General features: G+C 41.8%; 13 protein-coding genes. 7 read left to right on the top strand and 6 right to left on the bottom strand.

Features of this window, described 5'->3' with window-relative positions; all coding sequences use genetic code 11:
• Window positions 1–86: 86 nt before the first annotated feature.
• Together F986_RS02890 and F986_RS17720 are read left to right on the top strand one after the other, a co-directional pair.
• Window positions 87–524: a DUF2147 domain-containing protein gene (locus tag F986_RS02890; RefSeq protein WP_004691748.1), complete on the top strand. Its 438-nt coding sequence runs from the start codon at window positions 87–89 to the stop codon at window positions 522–524.
• 98 nt (window positions 525–622) lie between these two features.
• Window positions 623–1,860, top strand: a protein-coding gene (locus tag F986_RS17720) for an IS3 family transposase (protein ID WP_100222789.1) whose coding sequence is annotated in 2 segments (ribosomal slippage) — window positions 623–959 and window positions 959–1,860 — 1,239 coding nt in all. Because the reading frame shifts where the segments join, the coding sequence is not laid out codon by codon here.
• Window positions 1,861–1,882: 22 nt separating this feature from the next.
• On the opposite strand, the gene F986_RS02875 is transcribed toward F986_RS17720, so the two are convergent.
• Both F986_RS02875 and F986_RS02870 read right to left on the bottom strand, forming a co-directional pair.
• Window positions 1,883–2,254 carry a Spx/MgsR family RNA polymerase-binding regulatory protein gene (locus F986_RS02875; protein ID WP_004691744.1) on the bottom strand — a complete coding sequence of 124 codons (372 nt, stop codon included), beginning with the start codon at window positions 2,252–2,254 and terminating at the stop codon, window positions 1,883–1,885.
• 453 nt (window positions 2,255–2,707) lie between these two features.
• On the bottom strand, window positions 2,708–3,526 hold the full coding sequence (locus tag F986_RS02870) for an exodeoxyribonuclease III (RefSeq protein WP_004691743.1): 819 nt from the start codon (window positions 3,524–3,526) through the stop codon (window positions 2,708–2,710).
• A gap of 39 nt (window positions 3,527–3,565) precedes the next feature.
• Here F986_RS02870 and pyrE point away from each other — a divergent pair, with 39 nt between their 5' ends.
• On the top strand, window positions 3,566–4,216 hold the full coding sequence (gene pyrE / locus F986_RS02865) for an orotate phosphoribosyltransferase (protein WP_004691742.1): 651 nt from the start codon (window positions 3,566–3,568) through the stop codon (window positions 4,214–4,216).
• Between the two features lie 49 nt (window positions 4,217–4,265).
• Here the strand turns inward: pyrE and F986_RS02860 are convergent, their stop codons facing one another.
• The 4 genes from F986_RS02860 to F986_RS02845 all read right to left on the bottom strand — a co-directional run bounded on the left by F986_RS02860 (window position 4,266) and on the right by F986_RS02845 (window position 8,438).
• Window positions 4,266–5,114, bottom strand: a complete 849-nt coding sequence (locus tag F986_RS02860; protein ID WP_004691741.1) for a methylated-DNA--[protein]-cysteine S-methyltransferase — start codon at window positions 5,112–5,114, stop codon at window positions 4,266–4,268.
• Between the two features lie 188 nt (window positions 5,115–5,302).
• Entirely contained in the window at window positions 5,303–7,588 is a 2,286-nt protein-coding gene (locus tag F986_RS02855) for a TonB-dependent receptor (protein WP_017396894.1), read from the bottom strand.
• Between the two features lie 199 nt (window positions 7,589–7,787).
• A complete protein-coding gene (locus F986_RS02850) occupies window positions 7,788–7,985 on the bottom strand; it encodes a DUF3565 domain-containing protein (RefSeq protein WP_004691738.1) in 198 nt (65 codons plus the stop codon).
• Window positions 7,986–8,438: a MarR family winged helix-turn-helix transcriptional regulator gene (locus tag F986_RS02845; RefSeq protein WP_004691736.1), complete on the bottom strand. Its 453-nt coding sequence runs from the start codon at window positions 8,436–8,438 to the stop codon at window positions 7,986–7,988.
• A gap of 182 nt (window positions 8,439–8,620) precedes the next feature.
• Between F986_RS02845 and F986_RS02840 the strand changes: the two genes are divergently transcribed.
• From F986_RS02840 to murC, 4 genes are all read left to right on the top strand, one after another.
• A complete protein-coding gene (locus tag F986_RS02840; protein ID WP_004691735.1) occupies window positions 8,621–9,103 on the top strand; it encodes a glutathione peroxidase in 483 nt (160 codons plus the stop codon).
• Between the two features lie 215 nt (window positions 9,104–9,318).
• Window positions 9,319–10,263, top strand: a complete 945-nt coding sequence (gene gshB, locus F986_RS02835; RefSeq protein WP_004691734.1) for a glutathione synthase — start codon at window positions 9,319–9,321, stop codon at window positions 10,261–10,263.
• Between the two features lie 480 nt (window positions 10,264–10,743).
• Window positions 10,744–11,841, top strand: a complete 1,098-nt coding sequence (murG, locus tag F986_RS02830; protein ID WP_017396895.1) for an undecaprenyldiphospho-muramoylpentapeptide beta-N-acetylglucosaminyltransferase — start codon at window positions 10,744–10,746, stop codon at window positions 11,839–11,841.
• A gap of 12 nt (window positions 11,842–11,853) precedes the next feature.
• Window positions 11,854–13,302: a UDP-N-acetylmuramate--L-alanine ligase gene (murC, locus tag F986_RS02825; RefSeq protein WP_004691731.1), complete on the top strand. Its 1,449-nt coding sequence runs from the start codon at window positions 11,854–11,856 to the stop codon at window positions 13,300–13,302.
• Window positions 13,303–13,309 lie beyond the last annotated feature (7 nt).

Below are 13,309 nucleotides of genomic sequence, written 5' to 3'. Positions count from 1 at the left end.
CTAATTGGTCACATTGAAAAATTGAAAAATTGTTGTGACTTTTTAATAATGATAGTCGTCTATACTAGACTAGGGAAATGACAAAAATGAAAAAAATTGCACTTGCACTAAGCGTACTAGGATTAACCGCTCTAGCTCATGCAGCAGATCCGCTGAATGGCACTGTTTGGAAAACGATTGATGACAAAACTAAACAAGCGAAAGCTTTGGTTAAATTCACAGAGCAAAAAAATGGAACTTTAACTGCGAGTATTCAAGGTATTTTGACACCAGGTGAAGAAAATGCATGTACCAAGTGTGAAGGCCCATACAAAAACAAATCGTTGAAAGGTTTAACGATTGTACATGGTCTGAAAAACGCGGGTGGTACAAGCTATGAAGGTGGATCAATTTTAGATCCGCAAACGGGTAAAACTTATAAATTAAAAGGCAACATTGCTGCTGGTGGTAAAAAACTAGAGCTTCGTGGCTATATTGGTGTGGCTGCACTTGGCCGTAACCAAACTTGGATTCGCGCGAACTAATCTCATCCAACAAAAAAAGCCGAGCAATTGCTCGGCTTTTTTGTTTTTGTTATGTGTCCCGTCCTGAAATAAGTTTACACCTTTAAGAGGCTTATTTTATGGAACATGAACGAGAACAAAGAGTTAAACGTACACAAGGTGATTATAGCTTTGCCTTTAAAATGATGGTTGTACATGAAGTAGAAAAAGGGCAAATTACTTATAAACAAGCTCAGGCAAAATATGGTATTCAAGGAAGATCAACTGTGCTGGTATGGTTACGCAAGCACGGACAACAGGACTGGACTTCGAATATGCCGCCTTCTTCTAAACGCCAATTAACACCCCAACAACGAATCCGCCAATTAGAAAAGCAGTTAGCCGCAGAAAAGCTTAAAACTGAATTTATTCAGGATGTGATTTATCACATTGATAAAGAATGTGGGACTGATCTTGGAAAAAAGTATACCGAGCACGTTTCAAAGATTGGCAAAGCCAAAGAGGACTAAGCGTTTCACGTTATTGTCAGTGGTTGGGAATCACCCGACAAGCTTATTATCAAGCAGAAAAACGTGCTCAAATGACTGCACAAGCAACTGAACAAATACTTGAGTTGGTTATGGAATATCGTTGTCTCATGCCAAGTATCGGAACACGTAAGTTGTATTGGCTTATTAAAGGCAAATTGTTGCAGCGTGGTTTAAAGTGTGGACGGGATCAGTTATTTAAAATATTGAAAGAGCATAATTTATTGATTCGCCCCAAGCGTCGCTATACAAAAACTACGGATAGCAAGCATTGGATGAAGAAGCATCCAAATTTATTAAAGGATTATTCAGCAGTGCAAGCCAACGAAGTCTTTGTTAGTGATATTACTTATGTTGAGAGTGCTGAAGGCGTACATTATTTATCATTGGTGACAGATGCTTATACCCGTCAGATTAAAGGTTATAAGTTATCGAATGATATGCGTGCGGAGAATGTTATGCAGGCTCTACATATGGCGATGCAGCATGTGACGGATCGAGCGACTAGGATGATTCATCATTCAGACAGAGGCTCTCAGTATTGCTCTGAGCTATATCAATCGGCATTGCACCATTATGGGATATGTCCTTCCATGACAGATGGATACCTTGCGAAACAGTGTTTCTCATATCAAAATGCATTAGCAGAGCGGATTAATGGAATATTAAAGCAGGAGTTTTTAACTACACGATGTCAAACCATGAAGGAGTTAGATCACTTAATTACGGAATCTATCATGATTTATAATTACTATAGACCACATTTAAGTTTAAATATGAACACCCCGAATCAGATGTATGAGCAAACTAAAACCGAGCTAATTGCTTAACTCGGTTTGAAGTGGAATACTGTCAATCTATTTCAGGACAAGACAATGCCTTTAGGGCACGAATTGCATCTTCATTGAAACCCACAATAAAACCATCGGGTGTTGCAATCACGGGGCGCTTAATGAGACTGTGATGGGTCGTGAGAGTATCTATCAGTCCTTGCTCTGAAGCTAAAGCAGTCTCTTGTTCTGCTTCAGTCAGCTTACGCCAAGTGGTACCTTTCTTATTCAGGACCACATCTGCCCCAATCTGATCGAGCCATGTTTTGACAGTCGTAGCATCAATGCCTTGTTTTTTATAATCATGAAACTCATACGCTAAACCTAACTCATTCAGTAGGTCGAATGCTTTTTTCATTGAATTACAATTTTTAATGCCATACACGTTTAACATGGAAAACCCTTCTGAATTTTAAGCTGGGTTTAGAGTAACGGAAAAAGCAGAGCAGCTCTAGTGTCGCGATTTAAGCCAATAGCGTCATCGTCTTGTCATAAAAGCGTTTTAGAATTAAATCAAAGAAAAATAGAATATAAAAAGAAGAAGCATTAAAAAAGGCAGAGACTAAAAAAGAGAAAACCCGCATTTAATCATCCTGATCATGCGGGTCTCATTACAACGTCCATTGTCACATCCTTGAAAACCAACTATTTCCATAGTTCGTTTTAATTTCATCCTACGGCGTCCTGTCCTTGTGCTGTCATCCTGACATCGTCCCTTTGCCGTGGAAACATAATGCACTGATTGATTGATCAGAAAAAGACTCAAAAAACGGCAGATAATGTAGGTTAAGAGCTCATATTCAGTAAACAAATGTTCACTGAATATGAGCTAAATACTTAAATTTTTCTAGATTTTGTAGTCAATAATGACAGGTGCATGGTCGCTAAACCATGTTTCTTTATAGACCCAAGCATTGACTGTACGGGCTTTCCAGTCAGGTGAGCAAGCTTGATAGTCAATGCGCCAGCCCACGTTCTTCGCACGAGCTTGTCCTCGGTTTGACCACCACGAATAAAGCTCAGCCTCTGGACGCACTTCACGGAAAGTATCGATATAGCCAAGTTCATCATAAATATGATCGAGCCAAGCGCGTTCGTGCGGTAAGCAGCCTGAGGCTTTTTGGTTGCCTGACCAGTTTTTAATGTCGATGCGTTTATGCACGATGTTGTAGTCACCACAGACAATCACGGATTTATTTTCATCACGCCATTGTTTCAAAATTTGTTTGTATTCTTCTAAAAAGTGATCTTTACGTACTTGTGCTTCTTCACCAGAAGAACCCGATGGTAAATAGAGTGAACAAATATGCACGTTTTGGTCTAAGCCTAAGTCAAACTCAGCCGAAATAAAGCGACCTTGAGAATCGGCCAATTCAAAACCAAGTCCATCAGTAACTGAAACAAATGGTAAACGGCTATAAATAGCAGTGCCAGCATACCCTGGACGTTCAGCAGGGAACAGGTGGGTATGCCAGCCTTCAGGTTTAAATTTATCGGTCCATTGTTCGTGGGTGATGCGAGATTCTTGCATGCAAATCACATCAGCATCTGATGTGGCAATCCAATCAAAAATCCCTTTTTTTTCTGCAGAACGTAGACCATTTACGTTAATTGAAACCACACGTAAAATTTTTTGATCACTTGGATAGCTACTCTTTGGTATCATGCGCAAGTCTTACCTCAATTTGAAAATACGGAGCACCGCATGACAACGCAAGCGACATTTAACCCTCAAGCTTTTATCGAACTCGCATTATCACGTGGTGTGCTTAAATTTGGTGAGTTTACTTTAAAATCGGGTCGTGTGAGTCCTTATTTTTTTAATGCAGGTCTGCTTAATGACGGTGAAGCCTTGTCATTACTGGCGTCTGGCTATGCAGCCAAACTGACAGAATGCAACAATGTTGAGGTGGTCTTTGGTCCTGCGTACAAAGGGATTCCTTTTGTTGCTGCAACAGCGGTGGCTTTGTCACAAAATCATGGGGTAAGTGTGCCTTGGGGTTTCAACCGTAAAGAAGCCAAAGATCATGGTGAAGGCGGGGTCTTGGTTGGTGCATCTGTTGCAGGCAAAAAAGTCTGGATTATTGATGACGTGATTACTGCGGGTACAGCGATCCGTGAAGTAGTCACCATTTTGAAAAATGCAGGTGCGCAGATTGCAGGTGTGTTGGTGGCATTAGACCGCCAAGAAAAAGGTCAAGGTGAACTGTCTGCGATTCAAGAAGTCCAAAAAGAATTGGAAATTCCTGTGCATGCATTGGTGACCATGAAAGATTTGATGAATTATTTAGAGGCTAAAGGTGAGACAGAAGCTTTAGCAAAAATGGAAGCCTATCGCGTGAAATATGGCGTTTAAGCGTTGAAACAAAAAAGGGAAGCTTCGGCTTCCTTTTTTATTGGCTCTCTCATTCGGTTGGCGTTTGGCTATGCGCACCTTCCCAACCAATTATCGCAGTTTTACGTGTCGTCCCCCACATATAGCCGCCACGTTGTCCTGAAGACTGAATGACCCGATGGCATGGGATTAAAAAGGCAACGGGGTTGCTGCCAATTGCTGTTCCGACTGCTCGTGAGGCACGCTCTTGCCCAATCTCTTGGGCAATATGCGCATAACTGCTGAGCTGCCCCATGGGAATTTTAAGCAGACTTTGCCACACCTTGAGCTGAAAGTCGGTGCCTTTCAGATGCAGTTTAATCTCTGATAGGCTGTTTTGATCGTGCTGAAAAATTGCGAGCGCTTTGCGTTGTAATTCATCCTGATCTTCAATAAATGTCGCGCGTGGGAACTGTTTTTTCAGATAGGTCAATGCATCCCGATCTGCTTCGGTAAAGGCCATATGACAAATCCCTTTAGGGGTCGAGGCAATAATGACGGAGCCAAAAATGGTTTCTGCAAAACTATAGTGAATGTGGAGTGCTTCACCATCCTGTTTATATTCTGCGGGCGTTATCCCTTCGATTTGGACAAATAAATCATGCAATCGGCTGGTACTGGAAAGGCCAGTGTCAAAAGTTGCTGCAAAAATATTATTTTCTGTGTGGTTGTTCAAAACCGACTTTGCATATTCCACACTAATATATTGCAGAAATTTCTTCGGGCTAATGCCTGCCCATTCGCTAAAGATACGCTGAAAATGTGTAGGACTTAAATGAACGTGTTCTGTAATCTCAGCCAAACTGGGTTGCTGTTTGAAGTTTTGTTCAATGTATTCAATTGCCTTTGCCACACGTGCGTAATTGCTATGTTCTGTCATGATTACTCGCGGAAATCATTTAACTTAAGAAAACACTAACAAATCCAGCGAGGCCTGAAAATCCGTTTCTTGCGCTTTATCAGAAAAGGTTCGAAGCATGCATTGATTGACTTAGTCGTTCCTTGATAAGCATAAAAAAGCGGAACAGTGACCTGTTCCGCTTGTGATGGCGTTTTAACTGAAGGGGTTTAGAACTGGTAGTTCAAACGCATGAGGAAGCTACGCGGTGTACCAGGCATAGAGTCTGAACGCCAGTATTCTTTATTGGTCAAGTTACTGACAGCTAAGGTCAGGTTCCATGGATCAGCACTATAACCAATGGCTGCATCGACACGTGAGAAAGCTTTCATATCCAAGGGCTGGTTGCTTAAATTGCTATTAGGGTAGGCTTTGTAGTCACCCACATAAGTCACACCAACTTCACCATAGAGTTTTTCTGTAGGTAAGTAACGAACAAATAAGTTACCCGTATGTTCAGGCGCATTATTTAGCACTTTATTCACATTATCTGGATTTTGCTTGTCTTTTTTAACTTCGGCTTGTAGATAACCATATCCACCACGGACAAATACATTATCCAATACGCGACCAATAAAACTAAACTCTAGACCTTTAGATTGATGTTCGCCCGCAGTTGCCCATTCTTCAGGTTTAGTGTCATCAGGTACATAACGAATATTATTTTTGCGAATGTCAAAAACTGAGAGTTGGGTATTTAAACGGTCATCAAACCAGTCACTTTTGACCCCAATTTCATATTGCTCATTATATTGAGGTTCTGAATCAAAGGTATTCAGATTGGTATTTGCGGATACAACACTGACACCTACACGCCCACCAAACGGTGCAAAGCTTTTATTGTATGAAGCATAGAAGCTGTGTTGATCTGTGGGTTGCCAAATGAAACCAATGTTGGGGCTAAAGCTTTCATCATTGATACTACGATGGTAATTGATGTCGGAAGAAGCTAATAATTTGTTGGTGGTTGATGTATCGTAATAATCATAACGTGCACCAAGCATTACTTTGAAATATTCATTAAAACTAATTAAGTCTTGAATGAAAAAGCCGTAGCTTGTGCCTTCATTATAATTATGCTGAGTAATGGTTTTAGCACCGTTATCACGATTATTCTGTGTTAATTGACCTGTAATTGGGTCATAAAAACCATCAATTCGACTGCCATTGGCGTTTTTATTAGAAAGTTTCGGCTCTCTTTGTTCATAGGTCCAATCGGTACCCACTAAAAGATTATGTTTAATAGCGCCCGTATCAAACTCACCTGTAATATCCCACGTATTGGTGGTGGTTCGATTAGATGTTTGCTGCCAGTAATAGTTTTGCGAAATTTTTCCGACATTGTTGTAGCAGCGACGTTGTGTAAGTGGAGTGCTAGAAGCGTTTTCACCATTACTGGTGGTTGCATCTGAAGCACAGTAGGTACCACCATAAAAATGATCAAAGTCTTGATCTGCTTGGCGGTAACTTGTTGCCCAATGGAATTTCCAATTCGGCGCAAATTCGTAATTTAAATCTGAACGAATGACTTGTAGTACATCATCAACGTAATCGCCTTTTTGTGCAAAACTCGTTTTAATCGATGTGCCAGCAGGTAAAACACTATAACTTGGACCACGGTCAGGTACTCGACCTAATTTGTCATAGGTATATTGTGTGGTCCACGTAAGGGTTTCATCATCATTTTTATAAGTGAAACTTGGCGAGATCATCTCAATTTTACTGTTGATGCCTGAGCGGAAACTATCCGCTTCACCGTATTCACCTGTTAAACGGACAGCCCAGTTGTCATTTAAGACTTGGTTAATATCTGCGGTTGCACCGTAGTTATCATATGAGCCTACGTAAGTACCGACTGAGCTTTTCGAGTCAAAGTTGGCGTATTTACTCACCATATTGACCACACCACCGCCTGCACTACGCCCGTATAACACCGAGGCAGGGCCTTTTAAAATTTCGATCCGTTCAATATTGGCTGTACTACGACGCACTTGGCCACTTTCACGGATACCATCACGGTAAATATCACCCGAGTCGGCAGAGAAACCACGGAGGGTAATGCCATCACCGCGCATATCGTAGCTGGTGGATACCCCTGGTGTGCCTTGTAGCATCACACTGAGGTCGTTAGAGCCATAGATTTTATATTTCTGTACATCAATGGTGTCGATGGTTTGAGGAATATCTTTTTTCTTTAAACCATTCCGTGTGACATTGGCCTGATCGTAATCAACATAGCTTTTGATTGGATCAAGTTCACTCATCGCCTCAATTTTCAAGGTAGGCAAAACTGCTGCTGTGCCCGATTTGTTTGTCGTCGCTTGAGAGGAGGGATTCTCATTATTTTGTAGCGTCGCTTCATCCGCATAGGCTGCATGCGCATTTAAAATCATAAAGCTGAGAAGGCTATATTTGAATAGGTTAGAACCACAAAGCGGCTGTGGTGAAAATTTCATCATGATTTAAGGCTCGGAGAGAGTGAATTGCCAATAAAAATGAGAAGTATAATCATTTACTAAAAATGAACAAGACTTATGGTAATATTCATTTTTTCTACATAGTTTTACTGGGTTGAAAAGTACAGCTGTACAGGCTTTTTAATTTTTCTAAAAAATTGATAAATAAGCATTAAAATTTAAAAAAAATGCAAAAGAATTATTTTTGTGGATTTTCCATGCATTTTTTACAGCTTAAAAGAATGCCTATTTTTTCTTGGCGTCCTTGCTCAGTTTGTACCCAAGGGCGGTTTTGCCACGGTGGAGTATGGCGGACATGTTGTGTGTGGCCACAGGCTAGTTCCGCCACCCAATGATGTTCTTCATCGAGATGAAAACCAACAATCGCTTGTTGCACTTAAGTATCTCCACTGGCGTGTTGAGGCTGTTCTAAGCCGTTTAAAAAACGCTGACACAGTTGATGGATGGCTACCAAATCATCGGGATCTAGGCCTAAAGAACATGCCAGCTCAAAAGGAATGGCCATAATTTTATCTTTGGCTAACAGTGCTTTTTCCAGCAGAACGACTTTTTTCATACGTTCATCTTCTTTGACGGCAACACGCTTCAAAAACTGTTTTTCTTCTAGTTTTTTAATAATTGGGGTTAAGGTGCCTGAGTCAAAAAAGGTTTTTTGTCCAATCTCGGTCAGCGTCACATTGTCCTGCTCGTATAAAGCCAACAAAACAATAAATTGTGGATAGGTCAGATCGTAAACCTGTAAGCGTGGACGATATTGACGAACCATGGCATTGGTTGCGGAATACATGGCAAAACACACGCGGTTTTCTAAAAGAGGGGTGTCCGCCATGTTGAATGTCCTTGGGGTGTTAATGTCTGTAAAGCAGTATAAATGAAATAGGGATGGAAGTGTATTGCGCATTATAATCTTGTGCACAAGTTAATTGTGTGCGATATTTATCTAAGGCTAAGGTCGTTTCAGTCCTTGAAGCGACTTTAAGTAATGACATTTTGATGAATGGAAGAGATGTAATGACCACAATTTATGATTTTCAGGCCGAACTGTTGGAAGGTGAGCAAAAGAATCTGGCCGATTATCAGGGCAAGGTTTTATTGGTGGTGAATACCGCCAGCCAATGTGGTTTAACCCCGCAATTTGAAGGCTTGGAAAAGTTATATCAGGACTATCAACAGCAAGGTCTGCTGATTTTAGGTTTTCCCTGCAACCAATTTGCGCAGCAAGACCCTGCGAGTAATGAAGAGATCGGCAGCTTTTGTCAGCGTAATTATGGGGTCTCTTTCCCAATGTTTGCCAAAGTTGACGTGAATGGTCCTACAGCGCATCCGCTGTATCAGTATTTAACGTCTGAGGCGAAAGGCATTTTAGGTAGTCAAAGCATCAAGTGGAATTTCACCAAGTTTCTCATTAACCAAAAAGGGCAGGTGGTGAAACGCTATGCGCCAATTGTTAAACCTGAAAAAATTGCCAAGGATATTCAACGCCTTTTGGCTTAATGGAGACGGTTTGGAAAGGAGCTGTCGCGTGGTAATAGGCGCATACTTCCTTTGTTGAATTGAGCAGTTAGTATCTGATTTGTTACTGCAATGTGTTGTAGTTATTTGAATAAAATAGATTTTTTAATCTTTAATTATTACACAACTTGTTGCACCCAAACCTGAAAACTTCGCTATACTTTTTGCCAAGTTTAAAAAATATGAGCGTGAGAATTATGCGTGTACTGGTAGTGATGGATCCGATTGAAACGGTGAATCTGAAAAAAGATTCCACCATGGCCATGTTATGGGCAGCAAGCCGTCGTGGACATGAGCTGGGTTATGCATTACAACACGATTTATATATCGATCAAGGCAAAGCCTTTGGTCTGATTTCTCCCTTAAAAGTGTTTGAAGACTACGATCATTATTTTGAGTTGGGCGAACAGCAAAAAGAGTCCTTGGCCGATTACGATGTGATCTTGATGCGTAAAGATCCACCGTTTGACATGAACTTTGTCTACACCACCTATATTTTGGAACAAGCAGAACGTGAAGGCGCGTGGATTATCAATAAACCACAGTCCTTACGTGACTGTAATGAAAAACTGTTTGCCACGCAGTTCCCAGAACTCCAAGTCCCTACATTGGTGACTTCACAACAAAGCCTGATCCGTGAATTTATTAAAGAACATGGTGATGTGATTGTGAAGCCCCTTGATGGTATGGGTGGCATGGGAATTTTCCGTTTATATCAAGATGGTGTGAACATTGGCTCAACTTTGGAAATGTTGACGGAAATGGGCACACGTCCGATTATGGCGCAGCGTTATATTCCTGAAATTGTGGAAGGGGATAAACGTATCTTGCTGGTCAATGGTGAACCTATTCCGTACTGTTTGGCGCGTATTCCACAAAACGGCGAAGTGCGTGGGAATTTGGCCGCAGGTGGTTTGGGTCAAGCACGTCCGTTGACTGAAAACGACAAGGCGATTGCCGCAAAAGTGGGACCTTTCTTACGTGAAAAAGGTTTGGTTTTTGTCGGACTTGATGTGATTGGCAATTATGTGACCGAGATTAATGTCACCAGTCCAACCTGTATTCGTGAGATTGATGCGCAATTTGGTACCTCGATTGCCGATACTTTATTTGATATCTTAGAAGCAGGCAAAGCCAGCTAAAACGACAGAAAAGGAACCTGAAATGGTTCCTTTTTTCTTTCATGGTTGTGGTCGGTTTTGAAATAGAGCTGTACTTTGCTGCAAAGTGTATCAATTTGGTTGAAAATAAAGCGGATTATGTTGCTAGACACCACTAATTTTCATTCTGTTCAAATGTATGCACTCAGATTGTATTTCTAGCCGCTAAAATGAAGTGAATTACACTTTAGAATGATGTTAAATATTTGATTCAAATCAGCTTCATTGTTTTATTTTTAAATATCTCCAATTGCACTGTTGAGCCTGATTGTGTGCTGTAGTTTGAGTAAAAATGCACATCTGATAACAAATCTAGTTTAAACTTGAAAATCAGTAGAAAAAAACAATCAAATGCCTGTTGAAAAAAAGTAAATAATCTTTCGCGGCTATGCGTTTGTGATTACAATTGATCGCTTAAAATTGAATTTTGTTTCCATATTTTTAGAATTGAAGAATTAGACTGTGACCGAAGCAACACAAACAAAGCCGAAACATGTAATGATGATGGCTGCCGGAACGGGCGGACATGTTTTTCCAGCACTTGCTGTGGCTAAGGAATTACAGCAACAAGGCTGTCAAGTCTCGTGGCTTGCTACGCCTACAGGTATGGAAAATCGCCTGCTTAAAAATCATGATATCCCAATTTATCAAATTGATATTCAAGGTGTGCGCGGCAATGGCTTAGTCCGCAAAGTATTGGCACCCTTTAAAATTTTAAAAGCCACTTTAAGTGCAATGCGTTACATGAAGCAGCTCAAAGTCGATGCCGTCGCGGGCTTTGGGGGTTATGTCGCTGGGCCAGGTGGATTGGCTGCGCGCGCACTGGGTATTCCTGTCATTATTCATGAGCAGAATGCCATTGCTGGATTTACCAATACGCAGTTATCACGTATTGCCAAAACAGTGTGTCAGGCTTTTCCAAACACCTTTGCGACACAAGATAAAATTGTGACCACGGGTAATCCCGTCCGCAAAGAGATTACGGAAATTTTAAATCCGTCTTGGCGTTATCAAGAACGTGAAAAAGCAGGTCTGCCACTTCGGGTCTTAATTGTGGGTGGTTCATTAGGTGCACAAGCGTTAAATGAGCGTGTTCCTGAAGCATTGAAGCAATTGAATGTGCCGTTAAGCGTTTATCATCAATGTGGTCAAAACCATGCAGAGGCGACCCAAGCGCGTTATGCCGATGCCCCTGAACAGCTTCAGGTTGAAGTCCGCCCTTTTATTGAAAATATGGCCCAAGCCTATAGCGATGCCGATTTAATTATTTGCCGTGCTGGGGCGTTAACCGTGACCGAGATTGAGACTGCGGGTGTGGCTGCGGTGTTTGTTCCACTGCCAAGTGCAGTAGATGATCACCAAACGGCCAATGCAAAGTTTTTAGCCAATATCGGTGCAGCCAAAATTTGCCCGCAAGCAAGCATGACGCCCGAGAGTTTAAAAGAACTATTATTACCCTTGATGAACCGTCAGTTATTGTCTGAAATGGCAGTGAAAGCACGTCAGCAAGCACAACCCGATGCAACCCAACATGTGGTTCGTTTAATTCAAGCATTGTAAACCGAGTATTTTATGTCGCCATCTACGCCTGCTGATCAAGCAAAAAAGTTAATTAAAGTGCCAGAAATGCGCCGTATTAAGCACATCCATTTTATTGGGATTGGTGGTGCGGGTATGTGTGGTATTGCTGAAGTGCTCAAGAACCAAGGCTACAAAGTCTCAGGTTCAGATATCAAAGCATCAAAAACCACGGCTCAGCTTGAAGAAAACGGCATCAAAGTCTATATCGGGCATACGGCTGAAAACATTCAAGGGGCAAACGTGATTGTGGTGTCGACTGCAATTGATGCAGAAAACCCTGAAATCAAAGCAGCCATTGAAACGCGTACACCTGTGGTGCGCCGTGCAGAAATGCTGGGTGAGCTGATGCGCTACCGTCATGGGATTGCTGTTGCAGGAACACATGGTAAAACCACGACCACTAGCCTTGTCACGTGTATGTTGGCAGAAGAAAATCTAGATCCAACCTATGTGATTGGTGGTTTGCTGAACCGTACTGGTGTGAATGCTGCGCTGGGCGCGAGTCGTTTTATCGTGGCAGAAGCAGATGAATCAGATGCGTCATTCCTACATTTGCAACCGATGGCCACCATCGTGACCAATATTGATGCAGACCACATGGACACCTATGGTGGTAGCTTCGATGTCCTAAAAGATACCTTTGTACAGTTCTTACAAAAACTACCGTTTTACGGCTTGGCTGTGGTGTGTGGCGATGATGCCAACATTCGTGAAATCATGCCGCGTATTGGTCGTCCATTGATCACGTATGGTTTTAACGAAGACAATGACATTCGTGCAGTGGATATTGAACAAGAAGGCATGCAGTCGCACTTTACCGTATTACGTAAAGATCGTGAGCCTTTACGTTTAACCATTAATTTGCCGGGTTTGCATAATATTTTAAATGCGCTTGCAGCAATCGGTATTGCAACCGATGAAGGTGTCTCTGATGCTGCGATTGCACGTGCGTTAGAAAGTTTCAGCGGTGTAGGTCGTCGTTTCCAAGTACAGGGCGAATTTGACATTGAAGGCGGTAATGTGAAATTGGTGGATGACTATGGTCACCATCCAAAAGAAGTTGAAGCGACCATTAAAGCGGCACGAGCAAGCCATCCAGACCGCCGTTTAGTGATGATGTTTCAGCCACACCGTTTTAGCCGTACCCGTGACTGTTTCGATGACTTTGTGGATGTACTGTCACATGTCGATCAGTTGTTGCTGCTCGAAGTCTATCCTGCGGGTGAAAAACCGATTGTGGGGGCAGACAGCCGATCATTGGCGCGTAGTATTCGTTTACGTGGTGATGTAGAGCCGATTTTGATCGATCCAGTCGAAGGTAATTTGCAGCATGCGTTGAAAAAAGTGTTACAAGCGGATGACTTGTTATTGACGCAAGGCGCAGGTAATGTGGGGGCTATCTCGGTTGAGCTTGCAAGCAATCATTTATATTTAAAATAATCACGTT

The sequence above is a fragment of the Acinetobacter johnsonii CIP 64.6 genome (assembly GCF_000368045.1).
GTDB lineage: Bacteria > Pseudomonadota > Gammaproteobacteria > Pseudomonadales > Moraxellaceae > Acinetobacter > Acinetobacter johnsonii.
This window is presented reverse-complemented; position numbering and strand designations above follow the sequence as displayed.

Bases quoted from the DNA above. Each gene is read 5' to 3' on its own strand.
- murC (WP_004691731.1), top strand. From the start codon at position 11,854: ATGTCGCCATCTACGCCTGCTGATCAAGCAAAAAAGTTAATTAAAGTG.
- F986_RS02860 (WP_004691741.1), bottom strand. From the start codon at position 5,114: ATGACAGAACATAGCAATTACGCACGTGTGGCAAAGGCAATTGAATAC.
- F986_RS02855 (WP_017396894.1), bottom strand. From the start codon at position 7,588: ATGAAATTTTCACCACAGCCGCTTTGTGGTTCTAACCTATTCAAATAT.
- F986_RS02875 (WP_004691744.1), bottom strand. From the start codon at position 2,254: ATGTTAAACGTGTATGGCATTAAAAATTGTAATTCAATGAAAAAAGCA.
- gshB (WP_004691734.1), top strand. From the start codon at position 9,319: ATGCGTGTACTGGTAGTGATGGATCCGATTGAAACGGTGAATCTGAAA.
- F986_RS02840 (WP_004691735.1), top strand. From the start codon at position 8,621: ATGACCACAATTTATGATTTTCAGGCCGAACTGTTGGAAGGTGAGCAA.
- F986_RS02845 (WP_004691736.1), bottom strand. From the start codon at position 8,438: ATGGCGGACACCCCTCTTTTAGAAAACCGCGTGTGTTTTGCCATGTAT.
- pyrE (WP_004691742.1), top strand. From the start codon at position 3,566: ATGACAACGCAAGCGACATTTAACCCTCAAGCTTTTATCGAACTCGCA.
- F986_RS02890 (WP_004691748.1), top strand. From the start codon at position 87: ATGAAAAAAATTGCACTTGCACTAAGCGTACTAGGATTAACCGCTCTA.
- F986_RS02870 (WP_004691743.1), bottom strand. From the start codon at position 3,526: ATGATACCAAAGAGTAGCTATCCAAGTGATCAAAAAATTTTACGTGTG.